This window comes from Phyllobacterium sp. YR531 (assembly GCF_000282595.1).
GTDB lineage: Bacteria > Pseudomonadota > Alphaproteobacteria > Rhizobiales > Rhizobiaceae > Phyllobacterium.
Window position 1 is genome coordinate 494,734 of the sequence record NZ_AKIZ01000016.1, and the last position, 25,219, is coordinate 519,952.

Sequence of the window (25,219 nt, forward strand, 5' to 3'; positions counted from 1 at the left end):
CCGTTATTGCAGACCCTATATCGCCTGTCATCAGGTTTGGCATTCCGCGTCCACAATGCCTACATCCAAGTTCTCAGCTGAGAACTTATTCCTATTTTCCATTCCTGACAAATGGGGCTTGCCTTAGCTTTCACACGTCCTGTTAAATACTTCCGAATCTCAAAATCTGGAGGAAATAATGAGCTTTACTGACCGTTATCCGATTATCATAACTGCCAGAAAGGAAGCGTGCCGCGATTTCTGGATCAAGCATCTCGGTTTTGTCAGTGGCTTCGACAGCACCTGGTTCTCGTGGCTGTGTGCGGAAGACGGTTCGGCCTCCATCGCCTTCATGACCCCGGACCACCCATCATCGCCTCCCGGCTCAGAAAGCTTCAGCGGAACCGGCATGTGCTTTGAACTGCAGGTTGATGACGCCAAGGCTACATTCGAGCAGATTTCTGCTACCGGACTGACAATTGAATACCCGCTTACCGATGAGCCATTCGGCCAGCGACGCTTCGGTTTCCACGATCCGTCAGGATTGTGGATCGACGTGGTTGAACAAATCGAAGCAGAAGCTGGTTTCTGGGATAAATATATGATCGGCAGTCAGGGTTAAAGTTCTGCTGGAACAGGCGTGGGATGACCTTCTTTGTCGAGTGCAACCATGATGAAATCGGCATAGGTCACCCGCTCCATCAAGTCTGAAAGATAGCGTTGCGCCCAAGCTTCGACCTTGAGCGTTATGGATGTACGCCCGACATGCGCGATATGCGTATAAATGCAGAGCGTATCGCCAATCTTGACCGGTTTGGCGAATGCCATCTCTTTAACAGCAGCAGTTACGACACGTCCGCGTGCCCTCTCAGCTGCCCGGATACCGCAGGACAAATCCATCTGCGCCATCACCCAGCCACCGAAAATGTCCCCGGCCGCATTAGCATCGGCCGGCATGGCGAGTGTGCGAAGCGTCAGTTCGCCGATGGGCTTGGTAAGTTCGGTCATTTGCGGCCTCCATGGCGATTTCGTGGTCTATTTGTATAAAGGCTCCCACAATAAACTGTCGGAAACCTGATATCCCGGGTCGTTACGCGGTTTCTGCATTGCGTCAAGCCTCGCATAGTCTCTTGTAAGGCAAATGTCTGGAGAAGCCATGAAAATCACCGATGTCAAAACCTTCGTTGTCGGCAATCCACCCCCTTCATTTGGAGGCACGTGGTTTCTCTTCGTCAAGTTGACCACTGATTCTGGAGTTGTCGGGTATGGCGAGGCTTATAATTCGACAATCAGCCCGCAAATCATGCGGAAGGTCGTCGAAGATATTGCCGAGCGCTGGCTTGTTGGCCAAGATCCGCACCATATCGAGAAATTCTTCCGCCGCGCCTATTCCGGTGGATTTACCCAGCGTCCGGACGTGACGGTCATGGGCGCGGTGTCAGCGCTCGAAATGGCCTGCTGGGATATCATCGGCAAGGAAGCTGACAAGCCTGTTTATCAACTGCTCGGTGGGCAGGTTCACGAAAAACTGCGTAGCTATACTTACATCTACCCAAAGCCGGCGCTTGGCGAGACCTCGGATATATATTGGAATGCTGAAGCTTCCGCTGAGCGAGCTGCCGAATATGTTGCCGACGGCTATACGGCAGTGAAGTTTGATCCCGTGGCTCCTTATACATCGTTCGATCCCCGCCAACTCTCTCTGGAGCAATTGGACCTTGGCGAAAAATTCGTGCGCCTTGTCCGAGAAGCGGTTGGCTCAAAAGCTGATCTTCTTTTCGGCACCCATGGACAAATGACGCCCACAAGTGCCGTGCGCCTGGCAAAACGCCTGGAGCCCTATGATCCCTTATGGCTGGAAGAACCGGTACCACCCGATATGCCGGAAAATATGGGTTTTGTGCAGCAACATACCTCAATCCCGATCGCTTCCGGTGAACGCCTGACAACGAAATATGAATTTCAGAGGCTGCTGGTGAATCGCGCGGCAAATATTCTGCAAATGAACCTGGGCCGCGTGGGTGGTTTGCTCGAAGCAAAAAAGATCGCTGGGATGGCTGAGACCTTTCACGCGCAAATCGCTCCCCACCTTTATTGCGGGCCAATCGTTGGAGCGGCCAATATTCAACTGGCGACATGCAGCCCGAATTTCCTGATCCTTGAGTGCATTCAGGCTTTTGGGGGATTTCACGCACAAATACTGAAAAAACCCATCCAGTGGGAAAATGGCTACATTGTCCCCTCGTCCGAGCCCGGTCTTGGCGTTGAATTGAACGAAGAAGTCGCCGAATCTCACGCCTATGAAGGAAACGAACTTCACCTCAACATGGGACGTGATCCTTTGATCGTTTGAAATTCAGCAAACTACGTATGTTGAAAATTTGTCACGCCCTACGTCAAATAGAGCGGGGGGAAGAGGGATTTAAGTTGCAGTGACCTTCAAATGCTGTTTGAAGCTCAAGGATGGTAGTCCGGAGTTCAACCATGACACTTTCGCGCTTGTCGGCACTATTGCTTCTCATGCTTGTCTTGGCTGGCTGTGGCGGACGTGCAGTACTCGGCCTCAATGAAACAGGTGTGGTGAAGGCAAATGCAGCCATCCCTGCTCCGGTTCTTAACGACAAAACCGGGCCCAAAGCCGTGGTGCCCGTCTTTGTTGCGACCAGCCGTGAGCGCTCTGACAATCTGTCCTTGCCCTATTCGGCCAAACGGTCACCAACGCTCAATTTTTCTCGTATTGACATTGGCATTCCACCTACCCACAAAAACGGGCAGGTTGAGAAATCCACGACCAAACCCAATCCTGCGCGCAACTTTGCCGCAACAACCTTCCAACCCTACGATAGCGGCAATGCTTGGGTTGAGAGGATCAACGCTGAACTTGCCAAGCGTCCCGCCAATCAGCGCGAGCTTTTCATTTTTGTGCACGGATACAACAACAATTTTGCAGACAGTGTCTTTCGCGCTGCCCAGATGAGCTACGATTTTGGCATCCCCGCTGTCACCGTCCATTACTCATGGCCGTCTGCAGGCTCGCTGGGTCTGTATGTCTATGACCGTGACAGCGCAACTTTCGGTCGTGATGGACTGGCGGAAACCTTGAGACTCGCCGCCAAGACAAAAGCCAGCAAGATTCTGCTGGTCGGCCATTCCATGGGTTCTTTTGTGGTCATGGAAGCGTTGCGTGAGCTGGCAGAGAATGGGCAGCAGGCTGTATTCCGCAGAATGTCCGGCGTTATGCTCGCCGCTCCCGACATTGATATCGATGTTTTTCAGGCACAAGTCGCTGATATCGGGCAATTGCCAAGGCCTTTCACCGTTTTGGTTTCTCGCGCTGACAGGGCTCTGAATGTATCCGGACGGATCGTCGGTGGGCACCCCCGCGTCGGCGATGGGTCCAGTATTCCGATACTGCAGAAACTTGGCATTGTTGTGCTGGATGCTTCGGATCTCGATGGTGGCGCACATGGTGTTTTTGCCAGCTCTCCGACACTTATGAACATGGCCCGCAGCGGACAGCTTTCAGAGCGCGTTCTGGCTGGCGATGAGCGGTCTACGGGGCAGGCCGTTCTGGCAGACGGCACCTCTGTCATAACAGGCGCAGCCTCCCTGGTCATATACTTGCCGGGCCGACTTCTTGGCGTCGTTCGTTAACAGAGGAAAATTATTGCGGCCTCGGCGATAAACGCCACGATTCCGCTGTATTTTCAGGGTGAATCCTCTCATATATCAATTGCAGACAATCTCTTTTGAAAGTATCGCGCCGTGCCGATTCACATTGAGCTCATTGGCAGCCTTGCTGCTGTGATTACAACCATGGGCTGGATTCCCCAGATCATAAAAATTGTCAAATATAGAGACACGGCGAGCATTTCTCTCGTGACCAATATTACATTGGCCTTGGGCGTATTTCTTTGGCTCTGTTATGGCATCATGATTGTCTCGTGGCCTGTGATGGCAGCCAACGGAATGACGCTTTTGCTGATCCTGACAATTCTCGGTTTGAAGATTCGCTACGGCTGAAGATTCCCACCATCCTCAATTGCACAACGATACAAAATACAATTCCGGGTGAGTTTCGCTTCATATTTGAGATCGCCATTTTGAGACAGACCAATGTTTCAAAAGGTGAATTTCAATCGCATGCCTGCAATCTTCCAAATCAAGTCCAATGAAGCGAACTCGACCTCACTTCACGAGGTTTTCTATTTTGAGAATAAATATCTTCCTCTGGTCAAGGCCGCAATGAACGACTGGATCATTTACTATCATCCCGCACGACGGGCAGGTGATCGACACAGGCGAACAGCAGGATACTTTGCGACAGCCCGCGTGGTTGCCATTGAATCGGCCTCCGGTAGTAACAGCCATTCCGTAGCCAGACTCACCGAGTTCTGCGAATTTCCAAGCGTACCTTTCAGTATTGCATCACCTTCAGCGACAGCTAGATTTTACTACGAACAGAACATGCAGGAATCCGACGGAAGCTTGAATCGACACGCAAATCAGCAGCGGGTACGTCTGCTTTCTGTCGACGAATACAATGCGATTATGGCAGCCGCCTTTGGATCGATCGATGACGTGCCTAAAGTTGACCCATCACCATATGTTGGTTTTGCAGAAGATCCCCCTGAACTTTTGTTCCGAAGTCGTTTTGTGACATCGCGAGCCTTGCGTGATCGAACGTTCAGTAAGGCGGTCGGAGAAGCCTATGAATGGAAATGCGCAATGACCGGCATTGCCCTGGCAGCATTTGACGGGAGCCATGAAATTGAATGTGCCCATATCAAACCCGTAAAGGACTCCGGACCTGATAGCGTGCGCAATGGCATACCGTTGTTGCGAACTTTTCACTGGTTGTTCGACAAAGGCTTTATTTCGATTGATTGGGATTATCGGATAATCAGCTCATCGCGATACAACCATACAAAGCTGGACCTTCTGATCAATAGGTCCGGCAGGATCATTTTGCCCAAGAACGAGTTGGAGCATCCGCATCCCGACTTCCTGCACTACCATCGCGAGTATATTTTTCAGCCGTGAGCTGGAGCAAAATCTTTGATGCTGGCGTGCCTCCTGACAGCCTTGTGTCAGTAGGCACGCAACGGGTGGCAGTTTTGAGAGTAGCCCTCTTCCCATTTGCATAGACTCTCACCATATTGTGCCTATGGCAAAATCACCTGACAAATACACCGTCGACGGTTTCGGCGAAGCGCCCCAACCTGAACTGGAAGGCACTCCGCTGACTGGATCAATTGGTGACTGGGCAGCGCAAATCACGCAAGAAACCCAAAAGCCACAACCAAAAGCTGCCAAAGCGAAGAAAACATCCGCTGACAAATCAAACGCGTCCAGAACTTCCCGCGGCACGTCCATTGGAGGTTCTTCAGACCCCAAAACGCGTGCGGCAGCAGGTCTGAATCCCGTCGCCGGGCTTGATATCAATTTGGAAGATGCGTCAAGCATTGCACCCGGCGGGGCAACGGCAACCGTTGCAGCCTTGTCTGCCCTTATCGAAAGCGGCAATCCGCTTTTCAAGAACGGCGCGGCCTGGCAGCCGCATAGGCCAGCGCGCCCGGACAAATCCGAAGGCGGTATTGCCATTCAGATGCAGACCGAGTTTGTTCCATCAGGTGACCAGCCAACCGCCATCCGGGATCTTGTATCCGGCGTAAGCGACCAAGATAAAACGCAGGTGCTTTTAGGTGTAACCGGCTCGGGTAAGACCTTCACCATGGCCAAGGTCATTGAGGAAACCCAGCGCCCTGCCCTTATTCTCGCACCGAACAAGACATTGGCCGCACAACTTTATGGTGAGTTCAAATCTTTCTTCCCGAACAATGCGGTCGAATATTTCGTTTCATACTACGATTACTATCAGCCTGAAGCCTATGTGCCGCGCTCCGACACCTATATCGAGAAAGAATCCTCGATCAACGAGCAGATCGATCGTATGCGCCATTCGGCAACGCGTTCACTACTTGAGCGCGATGACGTCATAATCGTTGCTTCTGTGTCGTGTATTTACGGTATTGGTTCGGTGGAAACCTATACCGCCATGACCTTCGAAATGAAGATTGGCGATCGTCTGGATCAGCGGGCATTGCTGGCCGATCTCGTTGCCCAACAGTACAAACGCCGTGACATGGACTTTACCCGAGGCTCATTTCGGGTACGGGGTGACACGATTGAACTTTTCCCCGCACACTTGGAAGATCGCGCCTGGCGTATTTCAATGTTTGGAGATGAGATTGAATCAATAACAGAGTTCGATCCGCTGACGGGGCAGAAAACCGGTGACCTGCGGTCAGTCAAAATTTACGCCAATTCGCATTATGTGACACCACGACCGACTCTCAATCAGGCAATTAAATCGATCAAGGAAGAGCTGAAGCACCGCCTTGTAGAGCTGAATGCCGCCGGACGATTGCTTGAAGCTCAGAGACTCGAGCAACGATGCACCTTTGATATTGAAATGCTTGAAGCAACCGGATCATGCGCTGGCATTGAAAATTATTCCCGGTACCTCACAGGTCGTCAGCCGGGCGAGCCGCCGCCCACGCTTTTTGAATATATCCCGGACAACGCATTGGTTTTCATTGATGAAAGCCATGTGACCGTTCCGCAAATCGGCGCGATGTACAAGGGCGACTTCCGTCGCAAGGCCACTTTGGCCGAATATGGGTTCCGCCTGCCTTCCTGCATGGACAATCGTCCTTTGCGGTTTGAGGAATGGGATGCGATGCGTCCGCAAACAGTTGCAGTTTCTGCAACGCCCAGCAAATGGGAGATGGAAGAATCTGGAGGCGTGTTTGCCGAGCAGGTCATTCGCCCGACAGGTCTTATCGACCCGCCGGTGGAAGTTCGCCCGGCCAAATCACAGGTCGATGATGTGCTTGGTGAAATCCGCGAGACTTCAGCCAAGGGCTATCGTACGCTTGTAACGGTTCTTACCAAACGAATGGCGGAAGACCTGACTGAATATCTGCACGAACAGGGTATTCGTGTGCGCTACATGCATTCTGACATCGATACGCTGGAACGTATTGAAATTCTGCGCGATTTGCGTCTTGGCGCATTTGATGTGCTGGTTGGCATCAACTTGCTTCGAGAAGGCCTCGATATTCCCGAATGTGGTTTTGTCGCCATTCTCGATGCGGACAAGGAAGGCTTCCTGCGCTCGGAGACCTCACTGATCCAGACCATTGGTCGTGCTGCGCGTAATGTCGACGGTAAAGTCGTTCTGTATGCCGACAACATCACCGGCTCCATGGAGCGTGCGATGGCGGAAACCAACCGCCGCCGCGAAAAGCAGGAAGCGTACAATACTGAGCATGGAATAACGCCTGCCAGCATCAAGAAGAATATCGGTGATATTCTCAACAGTGTTTACGAGCGTGACCATGTTCGTGCGGACATCTCCGGCTTTGCCGAAGAAGGCGCAATGATGGGTAATAATCTCAAAGCGCACCTTGAGCACCTGATGAAGAAGATGCGTGACGCCGCAGATGATCTGGACTTTGAAGTGGCCGCCCGCCTCCGCGATGAAATCAAGCGTTTGCGCGAAATGGAACTTGCAGTTTCAGATGATCCAATGGCTCGTGAAGTAGAAATGGAGAGCCCGGTTACTGGCCGCACCAAGGGTAGACACAACGCTGGACGCTCTATGCACCGGGTTGTTACGGATGAGAACGATGCCAATTCGGCGCTCTTCCGCAAACCACATCTGGACGAGATGGGCGGTGATACCACACGCCCGCTTGGGCCCGGGGTGTTCCGCAAGAATTCACTGGATGAAATGACGGTTGGACGCACAGAAAAGCCGGTTGTGGGCAATGTTCCTGAAAAGCCCGCTTTCACAGGGACAAATCGCAACGATCAGACGATTATCCGCAGGGAAAGAACAGGTGCTGGCTCGTATGAGGATGCCAGCGATGCGCGTAAGAAGCGTAGACCGGGTAAAACGGGGCGACCAGGGCGGTAATTTTGTTCTTACTGTTCGCCGCCTTCGTTGGGGCCGAAAACTTTCCGCCCCGCGCTTAGTATTTCATCGGCAAAAGCCGGATCATTGACGGCCCGAGACAGAACGACAGCGCCAACCAAGCCAGACATGGTTGCTATGGCTTTCTCACGCTGATCTGCATCTGAGTTACCCTCGGTTACGCTCGCAAGTATCTCGAGCAGCCTCTTGGTACCATCAGTAAAGTTCGTTTGAACCTCTCCGCCATGACGCGCAATATCGGGTGCAAGCATCGCCATAGTACAACTATTGGCAAGCCCACCAGAGTGACTTTTGGCAAGGTAAGATGAAACAATAGCGGTAAGCGCTTCCACTGGCCCCTGCTCCGCCAATGCTGACCATTTTTCCGCCGATCGTTTCATTGCTTCGTCGCAGGATACTGCGATCAAATCGTCCTTGGATGCAAAATGCCCATAGAAGCCTCCATGGGTCAGTCCGGCATTCTTCATCAAATCCGCAACGCCAATACCGTCAAAACCTTTTTGTCGGAACTGCTGACTTGCTACTTCTATGATACGGGCGCGGTTTTCCGCTGCCTGATCTTTGCTGACGCGCATTGTGCGGTCCCCTTCAAAACAACTATTGACAAAATATATGACGGTCGTCATGAATAGTCAAACATGATGACCATCATTTAAAATTTCATGGCTGTTTGCGGCCTATTTTTGAAAGACCCGACATGATCTCCAATCCGCTCGCAGCCGCTCTGGCAAAGCGCAACATTCACTATAGCTGGGTGGTTGTTGCCGTCACATTTCTTACAATGCTTGTCACCGCTGCTGCTGTGGGCGCACCGGGTGTGTTGATCGTCCCGCTCGAAAAAGAGTTCGGCTGGGAAACTAAAGAAATTGCAACAGCTTTCTCCATCCGTCTTCTGCTGTTTGGTTTGATGGGGCCATTTGCGGCAGCCTTCATGAACTATTTTGGTGTCAGGAAGGTCGTCTGTGTCGCTCTCGTGTTGATCACTGGTGGACTCTTTGCATCGCTTGCAATGACTGAAATCTGGCAACTCATCCTGCTTTGGGGAGTCGTTGTAGGGTTCGGTACAGGCCTCACGGCAATGGTCTTGGGTGCAACAGTTGCAGCCCGCTGGTTCACAGAGCGCCGCGGTCTTGCCCTAGGCATGCTTACGGCAAGCTCAGCAACAGGCCAGCTTGCATTCATGCCACTCATGGCCTCGCTCAGCGAGAACTATGGCTGGCGAACAGCGATCATGCTGATTTGCGCCTTGCTGATCGTCGCAGTCATTGCCGTGTTCTTCCTAATGCGCGACCGGCCTGCTGATGTCGGCCTGCCCGCCTATGGCGATAAAGAAGTCGTAGCGACGCCACCAGTCACAGGCGGACTTCTTACACTCATCACCATGCCACTCCTAGCACTCAAGGACGCGTCTCGCAGCAGTACCTTCTGGGTATTATTTGCTACTTTCTTCGTGTGCGGAGCTAGCACGAACGGCCTTGTCGGAACGCACTTTGTCGCCATGTGCGGCGATTTCGGCATGGTTCCGGTTATGGCTGCCAGTGTTCTGGCTATGATGGGCTTCTTTGATTTTTTCGGGACAATAGGTTCAGGCTGGCTCTCTGATCGGGTAGACAATCGCTGGCTGTTGTTCTGGTATTATGGTCTGCGTGGACTGTCACTTCTGTACCTGCCCTACTCCAATTTTTCGTTCTATGGATTGTCGCTGTTCGCAATGTTCTATGGGCTCGATTGGATCGCAACAGTGCCTCCAACGGTGAAACTGGCAACTGACCGTTTTGGCCGCGAAAAAGCTGGACTGATCTTTGGCTGGGTATTTGCTGGCCATCAATTGGGTGCGGCTTCGGCAGCCTATGGCGGCGGGTTTGTGCGTACAGAATACCAGACTTACATGCCTGCGTTTTTCGTGGCAGGCATTTTATGCCTCATTGCGGCACTTCTGGTGCTGACATTGAGCAAGCACGGCAAGCCAAATCCGGTATTGGAAACGGTTCCGGTTAACTAGCCGCCGGGCTTATTGGACAGCCACGTGACAATGAGCGACTGCAGTACCGCTGCAGCCGCTTCTTCCTCAAGCTTATCGCGTATCATCTCGCGTGAAATCGCTTCGGCCGCACCTATAATTCCAACACAACGCGAGCGAAGCTCATCGGCAGCGATTTCTGTATATGGGGCCAATATTGAACAATAGAGATCCACATAGCTGTCGATAAGACCGCAATGGATCTCGTCCATCACTTCATCGCCTCTGAGAGCCGCTGAAATAGCCGACCACTCCGCCCCAATAGTTTGATAGCAAGCCATATAAGCCTTGCTCAACACGCGCGCGACATCATTCAGCCGTTTTGGTGCTTCTGCAATTGCTATGGCGAGTTCATCAATCTGCTGCTGATCAAGTTGCTCGAACAATGCAATCAGTAACCCGCTGCGGGTTCCAAAGTGCTCATAGGCAATAGGTTTGCTGACACCTGCCTTCTCAGCAAGGTAGCCAAGCGTCAAGGCGTCAGTGCCTTCATTGCGAACGACTTCAAATGCCGTAGCGAGCAGTTGATCACGGCGCTGCGCCTTGGGCATTTTCTTTGCACCAGCCAAACCCATCCACACGACCTTTCAGTTCAAACCGACAGAACAAAACAAAAAAACTCCAGACCTTGCAATGTTACTATTAGTAACTTACTAATAGTAACATAACGCGGTTGATATGTGAAGCATGCCACGCGTTCATCATTGTTTACTTTAAAACAGGAGTCGAGATCATGTCATCATCCGTCACAAAACCGGTACTAATCCTTGGCGGATCGGGAGTTGTCGGAGCAAAAACGGCCCAAATACTGCGCCAGTTATATCCTGATCTGCCCATCGCAATCGGGGGGCGAGATTTGGTCAAGGCACAAAGGGTTGCTGAAGCCATCGGCAACGCACAAGCCGCTCAAATTGATCTTGAACGATCCGATCTTGGTCAAAATCAAGATGCCAGTTACAGCGCAATTGCAGTTTTTGTTAAAGACTCCACGCTCAACAGCATGAAATATGCGCAGTTGCACGGCCTGCCATATCTGAGCGTATCAAGCGGCGTTTTCGAAGTAGGGCCGGAAATGGCCTTGGCTATCAGCAAGCCCAATGCGGCACCAATACTGATGGCGAGCAATTGGCTGGCAGGCGCGGCAACCTTTCCTGCAATTCAGGCTGCAAGCAAGTTCAAGTCAATTCAAGACATCTCAATCACAGTCGTCTTAGACGAAGAAGACATGGGCGGCCCTGCTGCCTTTGCAGATTATGAGCGGCTTACGGAATCAGCACCGAATACATTGCTCCTGACGAATGGCCGGTGGAACTGGGTCAAGGGTGATGACAAGCAGCGACCATTTACAGACATCGACGGCATGGCCTTAGAATCTACAGCCTATTCACCATTGGACGTGCTTAGCCTTTCGACTGCCACAAATGCCAAATCCATCCGCATCGGACTTGTCTACGGCACATCTGCCAGCCGCCGGCGTGGAGAACCGTTCTCAACGGAAATCGCAATTGAGATAAGTGGTGAACTGGTCGCTGGCGAACGCGCTACAACGAGGCTGGACATTGTTCATCCTGAGGGTCAGGCACCCCTGACAGCGCTGCACGTGGCACTCAGTTTGGAGCGTCTTCTCGGACTTCACGGCGGCGAGCCCGTAAAACCCGGGCTGTACTTGCCAGATTCCCTAATGGAACCAGATTACATTGTTGATCGAATGAAGGAATTCGGTGCGATCTTTCAGGAAACGAGCAAACCACCTGTGGGTTAATTTCGTAAAATACCAGAACGCCCGAGCATCCTGCTTAAAGGGATGCTAGACAAGCCGCGCGTGAAAATTCGCGCGCGGAATCACTTCTAGTCTGGAGCATGAATGAAGGTCGACATCGACATGGGAGCAGCGCCAGCAGGCGCAAAGGCCATGCTCGACCTGGAGGAGCTTTTGGCCACGCGCCTGCTCGTTCAAGGCAATTCGGGGTCCGGAAAATCCCATCTTTTGCGCCGCCTTCTCGAACAGAGCGCGCAGTGGGTTCAGCAATGTGTCATTGATCCCGAGGGCGATTTCGTCACGCTTGCCGACAAATATGGACATGTTGTCGTTGACGGTGCGCGCTCGGAAAACGAGTTGACGCGGATCGCAGCCCGTATCAGGCAGCACCGCGTGTCGGTTGTCCTCGATCTTGAGGGGCTTGATGTCGAACAGCAAATGAGGTGTGCAGCCGCGTTTCTGGGTGGCCTGTTCGATGCCGAGCGTGACTATTGGTATCCGATGCTGGTTGTCGTGGACGAGGCCCAGCTTTTTGCCCCTGCTGTAGCGGGAGAAGTTTCAGACGAAGCCCGCAAACTCTCACTCGGAGCAATGACCAACCTCATGTGCCGGGGACGCAAACGCGGCCTTGCCGGGGTGATTGCAACACAGAGATTGGCCAAGCTTGCAAAGAACGTTGCTGCGGAAGCTTCGAACTTTCTGATGGGCCGTACATTTCTTGATATCGATATGGCGCGTGCGGCCGATCTGCTGGGGATGGAACGTCGTCAGGCAGAGCAATTCCGTGATTTGGCCAGAGGGCATTTTGTTGCGCTTGGCCCTGCGCTGTCCCGGCGGCCGCTTCCTGTTACGATAGGCGCCGTAGAAACATCCGCTCGCTCTTCCAGCCCAAAGCTTACGCCACTTCCGCAGCCGGGTGACGATGCGCGCGATTTGATCTTCACACCAGCCCCGGAAGAACGCCGCACAGTCATACGCAGGACACCTGCACCGCCCGCCCCTACGCCGACAGCGGACATTCTCAATCAGTTGACGCAAGCCAAGGTAATGGCGCAGGCGGAATCGCCAGCACCAACGTTGTTTCCTGAAATCGACGAAGCTGAACGCAGCAGCCTCATTGATGCAGTCATGCATGAAATGCTCAACGATCCCGATGCGTCATTCCGCACCGACGCGGTACTTTATCAGGACTTTCTGGTTCGTTGCCGGATACGACGTGTTCCAGGAGATCAACTTTCGCTTCCTGCATTTCGCCGCAGATTGGCGGTTGCGCGAGCTGGAATTGATGGAGAGACTGCACAGGGCGAACCTTGGCAACAGGCATTGGAGCTTTCAAAAAGCCTGCCCGACGATGTACAAGGCGTATTCTTCATCGTGGCACAGGCAGCGGTTACAGCCAGCCCCTGCCCGTCAGACGCTACGATAGCCCGGGCCTATGGTACTCACTCAACCCGTCGTGCGCGACGCCTGCTCACCTATTTCGAGGAACAGGGGTTAGTTGTGGTCCGAACCGACTTCACAGGAAACCGCGTTGTGGCTTTCCCCGATTTGGGTTGCGAAACAGCAGCTGGCGATCCCAATGGGCCCGACGATTCCGCCCAAGAGCAATTTGCAGCAGAATAATCAGCCTATATCCTCCAGTAGCGGTGCCAGCTGCCCGAGATGTTCAATCTGACGAAATCTTGGATTCTCCACCGGCGCTTCAACATGCTCAAATGCCCAAGTGAGTTCGTGAGGCACGAATATTCCCCAAGCTCCTGCCTGAATGGCAGGTACGACATCAGATTTGAGTGAGTTTCCAATCATTAAAGCCTGCTCAGCTCCATCACCGTGCCTGCTGAAAATACGCTGATATGTGCCTTGATCCTTATTGCTGACGATCTCGATTGCATCAAAAAAATCACCAAGACCGGACTGGGCCAGTTTGCGTTCCTGATCGAAAAGATCGCCCTTTGTCACAAGCACAAGCTTGTAACGTTCCGTAAGCTGCTCCAGCGTTTCGGTAACGTAAGGCAGGGTCTCCACCGGATGATGCAGCATTTCACGCCCCGCATCGAGAATTTCAGCGATGACTGTTGCCGGCACCTTGCCCTCAGTCACTTCGACGGCCGTCTCGATCAATGAAAGCGTAAATCCTTTGATACCAAATCCATAGGAATCCAGATTTCTTTTTTCTATTTCAAGCAAGCGATCCGTCAGATCAGGAATGTCGGTATACGGAGCCAACAGATTGGCAAAATGCTTTTCAGATGATCTGAAGAACTGTTCATTTTGCCAGAGTGTATCATCTGCATCAAAACCGATTGTCGTAATGGGGAGTGACATGAGGAGACTCTTCAATTTCAAATGCTGATCGACACTTGCTCAGCGGAATCGCCGACAAGCATCTTTTATCAGAAATACAGGCATGCTTAATGAAAATACTGCTCTACTGACTGAAAGGCCGTTGTGACCAGCTACAAATCGATTTTCGCGCTTGCAGCAACCAGCATTTTTGCCGCTTCCAATGCATCGGCTGCGAACAATCCATCGGTATCGGTTCCGGTCGCACTGCCGGTTCCCAGTATTACCCAAATTTGCGCGGCCATAGCTACAAACGCCGACGGACATGGTGTGCCGCGTGATTTTTTTGCCAGACTTATCTGGAAGGAAAGCCGCTTTGATGTTGCAGCCACCAGCCCGGTCGGAGCTCAGGGCATTGCACAATTCATGCCCGGTACAGCCAAAGAACGTAATCTGACGGACCCGTATGATTTCGCGCAAGCGCTTCCAGCCTCGGCCAAATTGTTGAGGGACCTCAAAACTGCCTTTGGCAACTGGGGCTTGGCAGCTGCAGCCTATAATGCGGGACCGACACGGGTCTCCCGCTGGATATCCAACGGCGGCTTTCTCCCCTTGGAGACGGAGGAGTACGTTCTGGACATAACCGGAATCTCGGCAGACGACTTTTCGACTGGTGCAGAGATCAAAAATCGCCCGCTTAACAGCAAACTCAGTTTTGACGCAGCTTGCAGACAGCTCCCCATAATCAGGTTCGCGACGATATCGATGGCGCAGATCAAGCCAAAACCTTGGGGCATTCAGATTGCAGGCAATTTCCGTCAATCGGCAGCAGTCCGTCAGATGCAACGGCTGAAGCGCAGCTTTCCTGACGTCTTGGACAAACATGAGCCCATTATCAGCCGCAATCGTTCAGCTATGGGACGGCGCGGAATTTATGCAGTGCGGATTGGTGCCGACAGCCGCGGTGAAGCCAATCAAATCTGCACGCAGCTGCGAAGTGCCGGGGGTGCCTGCATCGTCACGCGTAATCGCTAACACTAGTTTCCCCTGCACCATGCATAGCTTTGCAACATACATATAATGACGTATTTTCTACATGCCTTCCTTATGAACGAAATGCATTTCTACCTATTCGCTCAAGTGGTAGAAAAACTTTTGCTTGCCAAAAAAGACTTATTCTAGCAGTCTCAAAGCGTTCGGGCATCTATGAACACTGGAAGACTGGAAGAACGGCGCGCCGGAACCGCAAGAATACCGGGTCGGGAGTAATCCCGGCAATGATCGGCTCCTTTCCTGAATTCGAGAATTGCCTGCATGACCTCCGTCGGACGTAAGTACAGAAGACGGCACTACCAATCCCGCAAGCCCGGAGGGGAACGCGGTAATTTAAAAAGGAACTGAGCATGGCACAGACCGGTACGGTCAAATTCTTCAACAGCGAAAAAGGTTTTGGCTTTATCAAGCCGGATGACGGAGCAGCAGATATATTTGTTCACATCTCTGCAGTGCAGGCATCCGGTCTTACAGATCTTGCAGACAATCAGAAGGTTTCCTTCGACACAGAACCAGATCGCCGTGGCAAGGGCCCGAAGGCCGTAAATATCTCGATCACAGAATAAGTTCCGTGATCAGACTACCAGTTTAAAGCCACGTCAGATGGACGGGACTGAGTAGACTTTGTTTGTATAAGACTTGTTGAAATCCCCTCTTTCATGCCGGGGATTTCCATTCTTGATGGCGTGTTCTTGGAAGCAATTTCAATCCAATCAATCCACGAGGATTGCAGCCATCATGCCTTTGAATTGCTGAAATCATGTGTCCTGTTCCAATTTCGGAACAATGTTTGACTGGATCAGCAAGGAACAAACTGCCTCGTCCGCCGTTCAGCCTGCATTCATTCTGAAACGAATAAAACAGTGTTACGGCTGGCGGTTTGAATTGATCCCGGCCCAAAATAATCCAGTGGCGCAGAAAGTCGCCAAGATGCTTCAAGGAGGCACAAATGAACAAGGGTATGAAAATTGCCATTCTTGCTACTGCCGTAGCCGCGACTGTTATCGCACCGCTTTCATCAGCATCGGCAGACCATCGCTGGCGCCATTACGACCGCGGTTATCGTCATCATCATCGCGGTGGCGGCGATGCACTGGCCGCAGGTGCAATCGGCCTTGCAGCCGGCGCCCTGATCGGCGGTGCGCTTGCGCAGCCGCGCGAGCCAGAAGTAATCTATCGTGATTATGATGACCGCCCTGCATATCGCGCCCCTGTTCGGGTCTATCGTCAGGTCGAAGCACCTCGTTATTACGGCTCGGCCCAGCCTTGGACGCGTGATTGGTACCGCTATTGTGCGGATCGCTACCGGTCATTCAATCCGGAAACAGGAACATTCCGCGGCTATGACGGCCGGGACTATTTCTGTAACGCCAACTGATTTGAAGATTGTGAAAGCCGCCGGTAAATCCGGCGGTTTTTTTATTATTCGTTCAAGAACGGGTTGGTCCTACGCTCTTCGCCAAAACGTCCGCCGGGACCATGACCACAGATAAATCCGATATCATCGCCAAGCGGCAAAAGTTTTGTTTTAATTGAGTTTATCAGTGCAGCGTGGTCACCGCCCGGCAAATCGGTGCGCCCTACCGAGCCGTTAAAAAGCACATCCCCGACATGGGCAAATTTTGCAGCCTTGTTGTAGTAGACAACGTGCCCGGGTGCATGACCCGGGCAGTGCAACACTTCGAATACATGGTTCCCAAACGAAACAGTTTCACCATCAGTCAACCAACGGTCCGGGGTGCAATTACGCACATCTCCCGAAATCCGGTATTGAAGAGCTTTTTCTTCCAAACTGTCCAAAAGAAAGCGATCAGCCTCATGTGGCCCGATAATATCGACGGCTAATGAGTCTTTCATATCCATCGCACCCGCGGCGTGATCAATATGCCCGTGAGTTAACCAGATTGCTTCGATCACGATTCCATTCGACTGGATAGCATGAAGTACCTGATCATTGTCCCCACCCGGATCGATAAGCACACCCCGCTTATCTTCACTGTCGAAAAGGATGGTGCAGTTTTGTTGAAAGGCCGTAACGGGAATAATACCGGCCTGCAATTGTCCCATAAATCTCAATCCTGTCCTGCTTTGTCTCTGTCAATCTGGCAATGAACCTAATGTAATAACAGTGCAAATGAAAAGGGCGGTCTAAAGGACCGCCCCAACAAATCTTCGTTTAGCAGTGATCAGGTTCTTGCCATCGAATTCTTAATGGCACCGACGATTGCTGTCAGAATAATACCGCCGATACCACCACCCGCGATCTGACTTACAATAGCGCCGACATCCAGCCCAGATGAGGCAACCGCATCTGCAACAACTGCTGCACCACCGGCACCGAGATACTGGGTCAGATAACCGCCGATTAGTCCGCCGATACCACCAGCAACAGTATTGCCGGTTGTACCAAGGCTTAGATTTTTAAGAAGACCGCCGACAATATTACCGCCGACACCACCAGAGATAAGTTGGATAACGATAGGAAGAAGCGCTTCCATAGTGGACACCCCGTCAACGTTTCAACGTCAGACTCATGCCTGACATACATCATGATGACTAAGTTTTAGGCAATGTCAAACAGCCTGATACACCTATAGAGTTGTATCAGGCTTGTAATGTTAATCGATGATCGCGGTTATTCTGCTGCAGCTTTCTTCGGCGTTACTTCGGCAGCATAATCATTCATCAAATTAATAGCGATCTCGCCGACTGTGAATTTGTATGAACCGATCTCTGAGACCGGCGTAACTTCCGCAGCCGTTCCTGTCAGGAAGCACTGTTCAAAATCCGCCAGTTCTTCCGGCATGATCGCCCGCTCGATAACCTCGTAGCCACGGCGCTTGGCCAGATCGATAACAGTGCGGCGCGTAATACCATCCAGGAAGCAATCGGGTTTGGGTGTATGGATTACACCGTCCTTGACGAAGAACACATTGGCTCCCGTCGCTTCAGCCACCTGTCCACGCCAATCCAGCATCAGCGCATCCGCATAGCCTTTAGCTTCAGCAGCGTGCTTCGAGATCGTGCAAATCATGTAAAGGCCAGCTGCCTTAGATTTGGAAGGAGCAGTTTTTGGATCAGGGCGGCGATACTCAGCCATGTCAAGCCGGATGCCCTTCAACTTCTGCGCAGGATCGAAATAGCTTGGCCATTGCCAGATTGCTATTGCGACATTGATTTTGTTTGCCTGTGCCGAAACACCCATCGATTCACTGCCGCGCCAAGCGACAGGACGCACATAAGCATCCTGAAAGCCCTGTTTTGCCAAAAGCTTGCGGCAAGCGTCATTAAGTTCCTCAACGGAATATGGAATCGTAAAGCCAAGAATACGTGCAGATTCGTGCAGGCGCTCCGTATGTTCGTTAAGCTTGAAAATCTCACCGCCATACGCCCGCTCACCTTCGAACACTGAACTTGCGTAATGCAGACCATGTGTAAGCACATGAACCTTTGCATCTGCCCAGCGAACGAACTCGCCGTTCATCCAGATGTAACCTTCAAGCTGATCAAATGGAGCGGATGCCATGTTTTCCTCCAGGCCTTATCCTGATGTTTTTGCGGGTTTTACCTTCCGCCAACTGGTCCCGGTGTCCAATTGGTGTACCATTGCCGTAGGCACCAATAGGCGTTTCGATTAAGGAAAATATCCTGGAAACACGTATTGGCTTTTCGATTCATTCAAAATGCGGGCCAACAGCTTGCCAAAAATTATCAGCAGTCTAAAATTAAGTCAACAACACTGACATAATCTTTTCCAAGACCGGGGACCTTGCATGAAATCTTATACACCAGATGGGCATATCGAGACAGCCCTGACGGAGAAAGACGCAAAAGAACTCGATATTATCGAGCTGTTTTTCTTCGCCTATCGCGACTTCACTGCTGACCCGGACATGATACTGGAAAAGCTTGAATTTGGACGCGCACATCATCGCGTGCTTTATTTCGTAAACCGGAAACCCGGCATGACCGTTGCAGAATTGCTTGAAGTGCTCAAGATCACCAAGCAAAGTCTGGCCCGTGTCCTGAAACAGCTTATAGATAAGGACCATATCGTGCAGATTCAGGGACCGCGCGACCGGCGGCAGCGCGAACTTTACCCAACACATCGGGGACGCCAATTGGCGCTGGAACTGGCAGCACCGCAATCACGCCGCATTGCCAATGCATTGGAACAGCTTGATCCAAGCAAACGGGCGGTGATTGAGCATTTCCTCAAAGCCATGGTAAATCCCGCACAGTGGCAACAGATCGACAGCCTGCCGAAGTCAGGATAGATATAGATTTCCACTTGGTTGAGAGGGGACGCATGGCACAGGACACAGAAACAGCAGCGATTGGCGCCGATCTAGCACTATCGGATGATGCTCCACATTTGCTGATCGTTGATGACGACACCAGAATTCGAAATCTACTGTCTCAATATCTTACAGGCAGCGGTTTTCGCATTACGGTGGCTGCCAATGCGGACGAAGCGAGAAGAAAGCTTGCCGGGATTGATTATGATCTGCTGATTCTTGATGTGATGATGCCGGGTGAAAGCGGGATCGCTTTAACGCAGTCGCTTCGTCAGGAAAAAAACGTTCCCATTCTCATGCTGACTGCGCTTTCGGAAACGGATAGCCGCATCACTGGTTTGGAAGCTGGTGCCGATGATTATCTGCCAAAACCGTTCGATCCGCGCGAATTGATCCTGCGCATCAACAATATTTTGCGGCGCGGTGCTCCTGCTACACAGGCCAAAATAGAACAGATCGTTTTCGGACCCTACACATTCGTCATCGCTAAACGCGAACTGAAGCGTTCCGGCGACCTGATCCGCCTTACTGACCGCGAACAGGATATAATGGCGATCTTCGCCGCCCGGGCTGGTGAAACCGTTCCACGTCACGAGCTGACTGGACAGGAAGGTGATGTGGGCGAGCGAACAATTGATGTTCAGATAAACCGTCTGCGTCGCAAGATAGAGAATGATCCCGCCAATCCCGTTTGGTTGCAGACAGTGCGCGGCGTTGGCTATAAGTTGAGTGTAGAATAGCAACTACACAGAACAGAAAGCGCAAGCGGATATCGATGTAATGGCAACTCCGGACGCCGCAAATCGCGCATTGGCCGTGAAAAAACGCCATTGGCGGCGCAAACGGAGCACATTGCTTGGTCCTTGGCGAAAGCTCACGAGATGGCTTGCGCGCTGGATGCCCAAAAGGCTCTATGCTCGCTCGCTCATCATCATTATTGCACCCATGGTGCTGCTGCAGTCGCTTATCGCCTTCGTATTCATGGAGCGGCATTGGCAGACGGTAACACAACGCCTGTCCACAGCCGTGGTGCGGGATATTTCCGGCATCATCGATCTGATGGATACATTTCCTCAAGACCCCGGTTATGAAAACCTGATCCGCATTTCACGCGAACGGTTGGCCTTGAATATTTCGATTCTGCCACCTGATCCGCTACCTGCGCCCGGCCCGAAACCATTCTTCTCGATTCTCGACAGCATTTTGAGTGAAGAGATTACGAGACAAATCAATCGCCCGTTCTGGATCGATACGATTGGCGACTCTGATCTCGTCGAAATTCGCATACAACTCGAAGACAAGGTTCTGCGTGTGTTTGCCCGGCGTAGTCAGGCCTATGCGTCCAACACATTGATATTCCTGGTATGGATGGCCGGGTCGGCACTCGTATTGTTGGCAATCGCGATCCTGTTTCTGCGAAACCAGATCAAGCCGATCCAACAACTTGCAACGGCTGCGGACAGTTTCGGTAAAGGACGTGCACCGCCTCCCAACTTCAAGCCTCGTGGAGCTGAAGAAGTCAGACGCGCTGGTGCTGCGTTCATTGTCATGCGTGAGCGGATCGAGCGGCAGATCGACCAGCGTACAACAATGCTCAGCGGCGTCAGCCATGATCTGCGCACTATCCTGACGCGTTTCAAGCTTCAACTCGCTCTTGTGAGCAACAAGGTTGATACGGAAGCTATGGAGCAGGATATCGATGATATGCAGTCGATGCTCGAAGGCTATCTGTCATTTGCGCGGGGCGAAGCCGACGAGGAGGCCGGTACTTTCAATCTTGAACGCCTGTTCGCCAAGCTGAAAGAAGAAGGTATGCTGCTGGAGCGTGGTTTCACGTCCACAATGCGAGGACGGCCAGAAATTCACGTGCGACCCAACGCGTTTTCACGATTGATCACCAATCTCGTCTCAAATTCTTTCCGCTATGCCAAAAACGTATATGTTGCAGCAGATCATCGCGATGGCTGGCTGATCCTGACAATCGATGATGACGGACCGGGCATTCCCAAAGAAATGCGCGAAGAGGTGTTCAAACCCTTCTTCAGGCTTGATCAGGCGCGTAACCAGGACGCCGGCGGCACTGGTTTGGGGCTGGCAATTGCGCTTGATATCGCACGTAGCCATGGTGGCGATATCACACTTGAAGAAAGCCCAAAAAACGGATTACGGGCCATCGTCAAAGTGCCCGCCTGATCTCGAAATCAGGCCGCTTGCTCACCAACCAATGGCGCGCGTTGGGCAGATTGCGCATTTGCACAGATTTGCACGCCACGCAGATAGAGAGCGCATGTCGTGCGCAGCATTGATGCGAAATTCGGAATCTCGCCTTGCGCCTGTAATGCCTCGTCATACAGTGTCGATATGAAGCGTGGCGTTGTCATGTTCTGGGTTTCAGCGATTTCATCAAGCAGTTTCCAGAATGTCGACTCCAGCTGAATGCTCGTAGAATGACCTGCAATGCGCACAGAACGATTGATCTGCCGGTAACCTTGCGGATCCTGTTCTGCAAATACCTTACACATTAAAACGACCTCCCGATGTTATTGCGCGATGTTTTGCCGGAAATTGAAGCGGTAATTTCCACCTTTGTGTCGTAGCTGGCAAAAAAATTCTATTCACACCGCGTGTGGTAGCCGATTGCCACCACTTCTCTTCTCCCGGGATCATAATCACTGACAAGGAACGACACTGCAACCGTAGTTTTGACGCAGTCGTTACAAATCAGGGAGGTATTATTGGCAAAAGCCATACATTCGATGATCCGCGTGCTCAATGAGGACGTATCGAAAGCATTCTATAGTGCAGCATTCGGACTTCAGACAGCAGGCCGGCTCGACTTCGAAACCTTTACGCTGGTCTACCTCAGCAATGAAGAAAGCGGCTTTGAAGTCGAACTAACTGTCAATAAGGGCCGGACGACACCTTACGATCTCGGCGACGGGTACGGTCACCTGGCATTCAGCGTTGATGACCTGAACGCTGAGCATGCCCGCATGAAAGCGCTTGAGCTTAAAATTCGAGACATCGTTGAATTTAAACATGACGGCATTCTTTTGGCCCGTTTCTTTTTCGTCGAAGATCCAGACGGTTATAAAATTGAGGTTTTGCAACGAGACGGACGTTATCAGTGAGTTGAATACGCATTAGCCAGCAAGGGCATCCTATGGGGTGCCGATAGCAAGCAAGGGAGGACTTCTATGGTCACTATCTTCAACCGAAAGGCGGCTCCGCCAGGACGCGTTGAAAAATCGGGCATATCGCGTCGTGATCTGCTGAAGCGGGGTGGAACGCTCAGTCTTGGAGCCCTGCTCGTCATCAGTGGAAACGCAATTATTCATCCGCAAGCGGCCTGGGGTTTGGAAACCTCAAATCTGAAGCCTGAAACCATGGCGTCGCTGCTGCAGTTGGCTCGGGATATTTACCCTCACGACCAAATCCCCGATCGCTTTTATGCAATCGCAATAAAGGCTTACGATACCAAAGCCGGAACAGACGCCGATCATAAGAAGCTTATTGAAGATGGCATAGCCAATCTCGATCAAAAAGCAGGAAAAGGCGGCTATATCGGTCTCAGCTGGGAAGATGACAGGTTGGCTCTTCTACGAGGAATAGAAGAAACACCGTTCTTTCAAACCGTCCGAGGCGGATTGGTTACAGGTCTCTACAATCAAAAGGATATTTGGCCGTACTTCGGCTACGAGGGCGAATCCTATTCAAAGGGCGGCTACATAGCGCGCGGGTTCGACGACATAGAGTGGCTCTGAGTTTACTCGAAATCATCTGTATTTGAGGCTGTTGGGAGGAAACCATGGCTGCACCTTATGATCTTAAAGACGACAGCGTAGTCGTCATAATCGGCTCAGGCGCTGGCGGCGGAACGCTGGGCAATGAGCTAGCACAAAAAGGTATCGATGTCGTCATTCTGGAAGCTGGCGCACGTCATGAATACGAAGATTTCATCAATGATGAATGGGACAGTTTCGGACAACTTGCATGGGTCGACAAGCGAACGACATCGGGTGACTGGCGGGTAGCCAAGGATTTTCCGAATTTGCCCGCATGGATCGTTAAATCCGTAGGCGGATCTACGGTGCACTGGGCTGGCGCTTCACTACGGTTTCAGGAGCATGAATTCAAGGATCTCACCCATTACGGCAAAATCGAAGGTGCAAATCTTCTGGATTGGCCGATCACTTTGGCAGAGCTTGAACCCTATTATGCCAAAGCAGAAGACAAGATGGGGGTGACCCGCACCAATGGCATTGAAGGTCTGCCCGGCAATAACAACTTCAAGGTTTTGAAAGCCGGGGCAGACAAGCTCGGTTATAAGGAATGCCACACCGGCAATATGGCCATCAATTCCGCCGACCGGGATGATCGCATGTCATGCCAGCAGACCGGCTTCTGCTTTCAGGGATGCAAATGGGGTGCGAAGTGGTCGACGCTATATACCGAAATTCCCAAGGGTGAAGCCACCGGCAAACTGGAGGTACGGCCGAACTCCATGGTCCAAAAAATTGAGCATGACAAAAGCGGCAAGGTCACCGGTGTTGTTTATATTGACAAGGACGGCAAACAACAGCTGCAGAAGGCCAGAATTGTTGCTGTCGCAGGAAATTCCATTGAGAGCCCTCGCCTGCTTTTGAATTCCGAATCCAGCATGTTCAAGGATGGAATGGCCAACTCTTCCGGCCAGGTCGGGCGTAACTACATGCGCCATACCACGGGTTCTGTTTACGGCATTTTTGAAAAACCGGTGCACATGTATCGCGGCACGACCATGGCAGGTATTATCCGCGACGAGGCAAGGCACGATCCTTCTCGTGGGTTTGTTGGCGGCTATGAGATGGAAACGCTTTCACTCGGCCTGCCTTTTATGGCTGCCTTTCTCGATCCCGGTGGCTGGGGCCGTTCCTTCACCTCCGCTTTGGATCAATACTCCAATATGGCAGGACTCTGGATTGTTGGTGAGGACATGCCACAGGAGAACAATCGCATTACACTGCACAAAGACGAAAAAGACAAACATGGAATGCCGATTGCCAATGTTAACTTTAGCGACCACCCAAACGATATCGCCATGCGTGATCACGCCTATAAGCAGGGTGTAGCTCTGTATGAAGCTGTAGGCGCAACAAGGGCATTTCCAACACCGCCATACCCTTCAACCCACAATCTTGGCACAAACCGTATGAGCGAGAAAGCACAGGATGGCGTGGTCAACAAACACGGCCAGAGCCACGACATAAAGAATCTGTTCGTATCCGACGGAAGCCAGTTCACCACTGGCGGTGCAGAGAATCCCACACTGACAATCGTCAGTCTGGCGATACGACAGGCGGACTATATTGCAAAGGAAATGGCGGCTAAGGCCATTTAACTGTCTATCAAACGCGCAAAGCCCGGGCCCCTTAAGCCGGGGCTTTGCAATCAAACAATCGCTAGAATAGCTTGCCGCCGTTCGGAACTTCATGGCTGATAGCAGCGAGCACTACTTCCCCCGCCTCATCAGGAAAACCAAGGGTCAGCACCTCTGACATGAAGGGGCCGATCTGTCGCGGCGGAAAGTTGACCACAGCCATAACCTGACGACCCTTCAACTCCTCCAATGCATGCCGCCTGGTAATCTGCGCGGAAGACTTCTTGATGCCTATTTCCGGGCCGAAATCGATGCGCAATTTGAAGGCGGGCTTACGCGCTTCAGGGAAGACTTCGGCTTCTATAATTGTACCAACGCGAATATCGACTTTCTCGAAATCATCAAAGCTGATGGTCATGATTTCCATATCTCCAACAATCAGAAAAGTTCTCACCTGAGAACTTAT

General features: G+C 51.8%; 27 protein-coding genes. 18 read left to right on the plus strand and 9 right to left on the minus strand.

The features are described 5' to 3' along the window. The first annotated feature begins 178 nt into the window (after positions 1-178). Complete coding sequence (locus PMI41_RS09655) at positions 179-601, plus strand: VOC family protein (RefSeq protein WP_008124190.1); 423 nt, start codon at positions 179-181, stop codon at positions 599-601. Here PMI41_RS09655 and PMI41_RS09660 read toward each other — a convergent pair. Then, complete coding sequence (locus tag PMI41_RS09660; RefSeq protein ID WP_008124195.1) at positions 598-987, minus strand: acyl-CoA thioesterase; 390 nt, start codon at positions 985-987, stop codon at positions 598-600. The genes PMI41_RS09655 and PMI41_RS09660 overlap by 4 nt on opposite strands. A gap of 148 nt (positions 988-1,135) precedes the next feature. On the opposite strand from PMI41_RS09660, the gene PMI41_RS09665 reads away from it, so the two are divergent. The 5 genes from PMI41_RS09665 (at position 1,136) to uvrB (ending at position 7,963) form a co-directional block, all read left to right on the plus strand. Further along, the gene (locus PMI41_RS09665; protein ID WP_008124197.1) at positions 1,136-2,332 is read left to right on the plus strand and encodes a mandelate racemase/muconate lactonizing enzyme family protein; all 1,197 of its coding nucleotides are present in this window, start codon (positions 1,136-1,138) and stop codon (positions 2,330-2,332) included. Positions 2,333-2,463: 131 nt separating this feature from the next. Continuing rightward, entirely contained in the window at positions 2,464-3,633 is a 1,170-nt protein-coding gene (locus tag PMI41_RS09670) for an alpha/beta fold hydrolase (protein ID WP_008124198.1), read from the plus strand. Between the two features lie 111 nt (positions 3,634-3,744). Next, on the plus strand, positions 3,745-4,002 hold the full coding sequence (locus PMI41_RS09675) for a SemiSWEET transporter (RefSeq protein ID WP_008124201.1): 258 nt from the start codon (positions 3,745-3,747) through the stop codon (positions 4,000-4,002). A 120-nt stretch (positions 4,003-4,122) separates the two neighbouring features. After that, positions 4,123-5,022 carry an HNH endonuclease gene (locus PMI41_RS09680; RefSeq protein WP_157179350.1) on the plus strand — a complete coding sequence of 300 codons (900 nt, stop codon included), beginning with the start codon at positions 4,123-4,125 and terminating at the stop codon, positions 5,020-5,022. A gap of 124 nt (positions 5,023-5,146) precedes the next feature. After that, complete coding sequence (gene uvrB / locus PMI41_RS09685; protein WP_008124205.1) at positions 5,147-7,963, plus strand: excinuclease ABC subunit UvrB; 2,817 nt, start codon at positions 5,147-5,149, stop codon at positions 7,961-7,963. A gap of 8 nt (positions 7,964-7,971) precedes the next feature. On the opposite strand, the gene PMI41_RS09690 is transcribed toward uvrB, so the two are convergent. Further along, positions 7,972-8,556: a TetR/AcrR family transcriptional regulator gene (locus PMI41_RS09690; RefSeq protein ID WP_008124207.1), complete on the minus strand. Its 585-nt coding sequence runs from the start codon at positions 8,554-8,556 to the stop codon at positions 7,972-7,974. A gap of 122 nt (positions 8,557-8,678) precedes the next feature. Here PMI41_RS09690 and PMI41_RS09695 point away from each other — a divergent pair, with 122 nt between their 5' ends. Continuing rightward, a complete protein-coding gene (locus PMI41_RS09695) occupies positions 8,679-9,983 on the plus strand; it encodes an MFS transporter (protein ID WP_008124210.1) in 1,305 nt (434 codons plus the stop codon). Here PMI41_RS09695 and PMI41_RS09700 read toward each other — a convergent pair. Next, positions 9,980-10,576, minus strand: a complete 597-nt coding sequence (locus PMI41_RS09700; RefSeq protein ID WP_008124212.1) for a TetR/AcrR family transcriptional regulator — start codon at positions 10,574-10,576, stop codon at positions 9,980-9,982. The genes PMI41_RS09695 and PMI41_RS09700 overlap by 4 nt on opposite strands. A gap of 158 nt (positions 10,577-10,734) precedes the next feature. Between PMI41_RS09700 and PMI41_RS09705 the strand changes: the two genes are divergently transcribed. Both PMI41_RS09705 and PMI41_RS09710 read left to right on the plus strand, forming a co-directional pair. Then, on the plus strand, positions 10,735-11,763 hold the full coding sequence (locus PMI41_RS09705; RefSeq protein ID WP_008124214.1) for a hypothetical protein: 1,029 nt from the start codon (positions 10,735-10,737) through the stop codon (positions 11,761-11,763). Between the two features lie 102 nt (positions 11,764-11,865). After that, a complete protein-coding gene (locus PMI41_RS09710) occupies positions 11,866-13,383 on the plus strand; it encodes an ATP-binding protein (protein ID WP_008124217.1) in 1,518 nt (505 codons plus the stop codon). On the opposite strand, the gene PMI41_RS09715 is transcribed toward PMI41_RS09710, so the two are convergent. Further along, a complete protein-coding gene (locus PMI41_RS09715; RefSeq protein ID WP_008124220.1) occupies positions 13,384-14,085 on the minus strand; it encodes an HAD family hydrolase in 702 nt (233 codons plus the stop codon). It abuts the gene before it with no gap. A gap of 123 nt (positions 14,086-14,208) precedes the next feature. Between PMI41_RS09715 and PMI41_RS09720 the strand changes: the two genes are divergently transcribed. The 3 genes from PMI41_RS09720 to PMI41_RS09735 all read left to right on the plus strand — a co-directional run bounded on the left by PMI41_RS09720 (position 14,209) and on the right by PMI41_RS09735 (position 16,474). Continuing rightward, on the plus strand, positions 14,209-15,078 hold the full coding sequence (locus PMI41_RS09720) for a lytic transglycosylase domain-containing protein (RefSeq protein WP_008124222.1): 870 nt from the start codon (positions 14,209-14,211) through the stop codon (positions 15,076-15,078). A gap of 368 nt (positions 15,079-15,446) precedes the next feature. Further along, positions 15,447-15,662, plus strand: a complete 216-nt coding sequence (locus tag PMI41_RS09725; protein WP_008124224.1) for a cold-shock protein — start codon at positions 15,447-15,449, stop codon at positions 15,660-15,662. 383 nt (positions 15,663-16,045) lie between these two features. Beyond that, a complete protein-coding gene (locus PMI41_RS09735; RefSeq protein ID WP_008124226.1) occupies positions 16,046-16,474 on the plus strand; it encodes a BA14K family protein in 429 nt (142 codons plus the stop codon). Positions 16,475-16,518: 44 nt separating this feature from the next. Here PMI41_RS09735 and PMI41_RS09740 read toward each other — a convergent pair whose 3' ends face one another. The 3 genes from PMI41_RS09740 to PMI41_RS09750 form a co-directional block, all read right to left on the minus strand. After that, complete coding sequence (locus tag PMI41_RS09740) at positions 16,519-17,163, minus strand: MBL fold metallo-hydrolase (RefSeq protein ID WP_008124228.1); 645 nt, start codon at positions 17,161-17,163, stop codon at positions 16,519-16,521. 119 nt (positions 17,164-17,282) lie between these two features. Then, entirely contained in the window at positions 17,283-17,594 is a 312-nt protein-coding gene (locus PMI41_RS09745; RefSeq protein WP_008124230.1) for a hypothetical protein, read from the minus strand. 137 nt (positions 17,595-17,731) lie between these two features. Then, positions 17,732-18,622: a branched-chain amino acid aminotransferase gene (locus PMI41_RS09750; RefSeq protein ID WP_008124232.1), complete on the minus strand. Its 891-nt coding sequence runs from the start codon at positions 18,620-18,622 to the stop codon at positions 17,732-17,734. A gap of 247 nt (positions 18,623-18,869) precedes the next feature. Here PMI41_RS09750 and PMI41_RS09755 point away from each other — a divergent pair, with 247 nt between their 5' ends. The 3 genes from PMI41_RS09755 to PMI41_RS09765 all read left to right on the plus strand — a co-directional run bounded on the left by PMI41_RS09755 (position 18,870) and on the right by PMI41_RS09765 (position 21,587). Then, positions 18,870-19,373, plus strand: a complete 504-nt coding sequence (locus tag PMI41_RS09755; RefSeq protein ID WP_008124234.1) for a MarR family transcriptional regulator — start codon at positions 18,870-18,872, stop codon at positions 19,371-19,373. A 32-nt stretch (positions 19,374-19,405) separates the two neighbouring features. Continuing rightward, positions 19,406-20,134, plus strand: coding sequence for a response regulator (locus PMI41_RS09760; protein ID WP_008124237.1), 729 nt, complete (start codon positions 19,406-19,408; stop codon positions 20,132-20,134). 112 nt (positions 20,135-20,246) lie between these two features. Next, positions 20,247-21,587: an ATP-binding protein gene (locus PMI41_RS09765; protein WP_040854477.1), complete on the plus strand. Its 1,341-nt coding sequence runs from the start codon at positions 20,247-20,249 to the stop codon at positions 21,585-21,587. 8 nt (positions 21,588-21,595) lie between these two features. On the opposite strand, the gene PMI41_RS09770 is transcribed toward PMI41_RS09765, so the two are convergent. After that, a complete protein-coding gene (locus tag PMI41_RS09770) occupies positions 21,596-21,916 on the minus strand; it encodes a ribbon-helix-helix domain-containing protein (protein ID WP_008124241.1) in 321 nt (106 codons plus the stop codon). 213 nt (positions 21,917-22,129) lie between these two features. Between PMI41_RS09770 and PMI41_RS09775 the strand changes: the two genes are divergently transcribed. The 3 genes from PMI41_RS09775 (at position 22,130) to PMI41_RS09785 (ending at position 24,774) form a co-directional block, all read left to right on the plus strand. Then, a complete protein-coding gene (locus tag PMI41_RS09775) occupies positions 22,130-22,525 on the plus strand; it encodes a VOC family protein (RefSeq protein WP_008124245.1) in 396 nt (131 codons plus the stop codon). A 66-nt stretch (positions 22,526-22,591) separates the two neighbouring features. Beyond that, on the plus strand, positions 22,592-23,158 hold the full coding sequence (locus PMI41_RS09780; RefSeq protein WP_008124247.1) for a hypothetical protein: 567 nt from the start codon (positions 22,592-22,594) through the stop codon (positions 23,156-23,158). A gap of 44 nt (positions 23,159-23,202) precedes the next feature. Then, on the plus strand, positions 23,203-24,774 hold the full coding sequence (locus PMI41_RS09785) for a GMC family oxidoreductase (RefSeq protein ID WP_008124249.1): 1,572 nt from the start codon (positions 23,203-23,205) through the stop codon (positions 24,772-24,774). Between the two features lie 61 nt (positions 24,775-24,835). Here the strand turns inward: PMI41_RS09785 and PMI41_RS09790 are convergent, their stop codons facing one another. Next, positions 24,836-25,171: a tRNA-binding protein gene (locus tag PMI41_RS09790; RefSeq protein WP_244423920.1), complete on the minus strand. Its 336-nt coding sequence runs from the start codon at positions 25,169-25,171 to the stop codon at positions 24,836-24,838. Positions 25,172-25,219 lie beyond the last annotated feature (48 nt).

What these genes read in the sequence shown, in the direction of transcription:
- PMI41_RS09655 (WP_008124190.1), top strand. Translation starts at nt 179, where the DNA reads ATGAGCTTTACTGACCGTTATCCGATTATCATAACTGCCAGAAAGGAA.
- PMI41_RS09660 (WP_008124195.1), bottom strand. Translation starts at nt 987, where the DNA reads ATGACCGAACTTACCAAGCCCATCGGCGAACTGACGCTTCGCACACTC.
- PMI41_RS09665 (WP_008124197.1), top strand. Translation starts at nt 1,136, where the DNA reads ATGAAAATCACCGATGTCAAAACCTTCGTTGTCGGCAATCCACCCCCT.
- PMI41_RS09670 (WP_008124198.1), top strand. Translation starts at nt 2,464, where the DNA reads ATGACACTTTCGCGCTTGTCGGCACTATTGCTTCTCATGCTTGTCTTG.
- PMI41_RS09680 (WP_157179350.1), top strand. Translation starts at nt 4,123, where the DNA reads ATGCCTGCAATCTTCCAAATCAAGTCCAATGAAGCGAACTCGACCTCA.
- uvrB (WP_008124205.1), top strand. Translation starts at nt 5,147, where the DNA reads ATGGCAAAATCACCTGACAAATACACCGTCGACGGTTTCGGCGAAGCG.
- PMI41_RS09690 (WP_008124207.1), bottom strand. Translation starts at nt 8,556, where the DNA reads ATGCGCGTCAGCAAAGATCAGGCAGCGGAAAACCGCGCCCGTATCATA.
- PMI41_RS09695 (WP_008124210.1), top strand. Translation starts at nt 8,679, where the DNA reads ATGATCTCCAATCCGCTCGCAGCCGCTCTGGCAAAGCGCAACATTCAC.
- PMI41_RS09700 (WP_008124212.1), bottom strand. Translation starts at nt 10,576, where the DNA reads ATGGGTTTGGCTGGTGCAAAGAAAATGCCCAAGGCGCAGCGCCGTGAT.
- PMI41_RS09705 (WP_008124214.1), top strand. Translation starts at nt 10,735, where the DNA reads ATGTCATCATCCGTCACAAAACCGGTACTAATCCTTGGCGGATCGGGA.
- PMI41_RS09710 (WP_008124217.1), top strand. Translation starts at nt 11,866, where the DNA reads ATGAAGGTCGACATCGACATGGGAGCAGCGCCAGCAGGCGCAAAGGCC.
- PMI41_RS09715 (WP_008124220.1), bottom strand. Translation starts at nt 14,085, where the DNA reads ATGTCACTCCCCATTACGACAATCGGTTTTGATGCAGATGATACACTC.
- PMI41_RS09725 (WP_008124224.1), top strand. Translation starts at nt 15,447, where the DNA reads ATGGCACAGACCGGTACGGTCAAATTCTTCAACAGCGAAAAAGGTTTT.
- PMI41_RS09735 (WP_008124226.1), top strand. Translation starts at nt 16,046, where the DNA reads ATGAACAAGGGTATGAAAATTGCCATTCTTGCTACTGCCGTAGCCGCG.
- PMI41_RS09740 (WP_008124228.1), bottom strand. Translation starts at nt 17,163, where the DNA reads ATGGGACAATTGCAGGCCGGTATTATTCCCGTTACGGCCTTTCAACAA.
- PMI41_RS09745 (WP_008124230.1), bottom strand. Translation starts at nt 17,594, where the DNA reads ATGGAAGCGCTTCTTCCTATCGTTATCCAACTTATCTCTGGTGGTGTC.
- PMI41_RS09750 (WP_008124232.1), bottom strand. Translation starts at nt 18,622, where the DNA reads ATGGCATCCGCTCCATTTGATCAGCTTGAAGGTTACATCTGGATGAAC.
- PMI41_RS09755 (WP_008124234.1), top strand. Translation starts at nt 18,870, where the DNA reads ATGAAATCTTATACACCAGATGGGCATATCGAGACAGCCCTGACGGAG.
- PMI41_RS09760 (WP_008124237.1), top strand. Translation starts at nt 19,406, where the DNA reads ATGGCACAGGACACAGAAACAGCAGCGATTGGCGCCGATCTAGCACTA.
- PMI41_RS09770 (WP_008124241.1), bottom strand. Translation starts at nt 21,916, where the DNA reads ATGTGTAAGGTATTTGCAGAACAGGATCCGCAAGGTTACCGGCAGATC.
- PMI41_RS09780 (WP_008124247.1), top strand. Translation starts at nt 22,592, where the DNA reads ATGGTCACTATCTTCAACCGAAAGGCGGCTCCGCCAGGACGCGTTGAA.
- PMI41_RS09785 (WP_008124249.1), top strand. Translation starts at nt 23,203, where the DNA reads ATGGCTGCACCTTATGATCTTAAAGACGACAGCGTAGTCGTCATAATC.
- PMI41_RS09790 (WP_244423920.1), bottom strand. Translation starts at nt 25,171, where the DNA reads ATGACCATCAGCTTTGATGATTTCGAGAAAGTCGATATTCGCGTTGGT.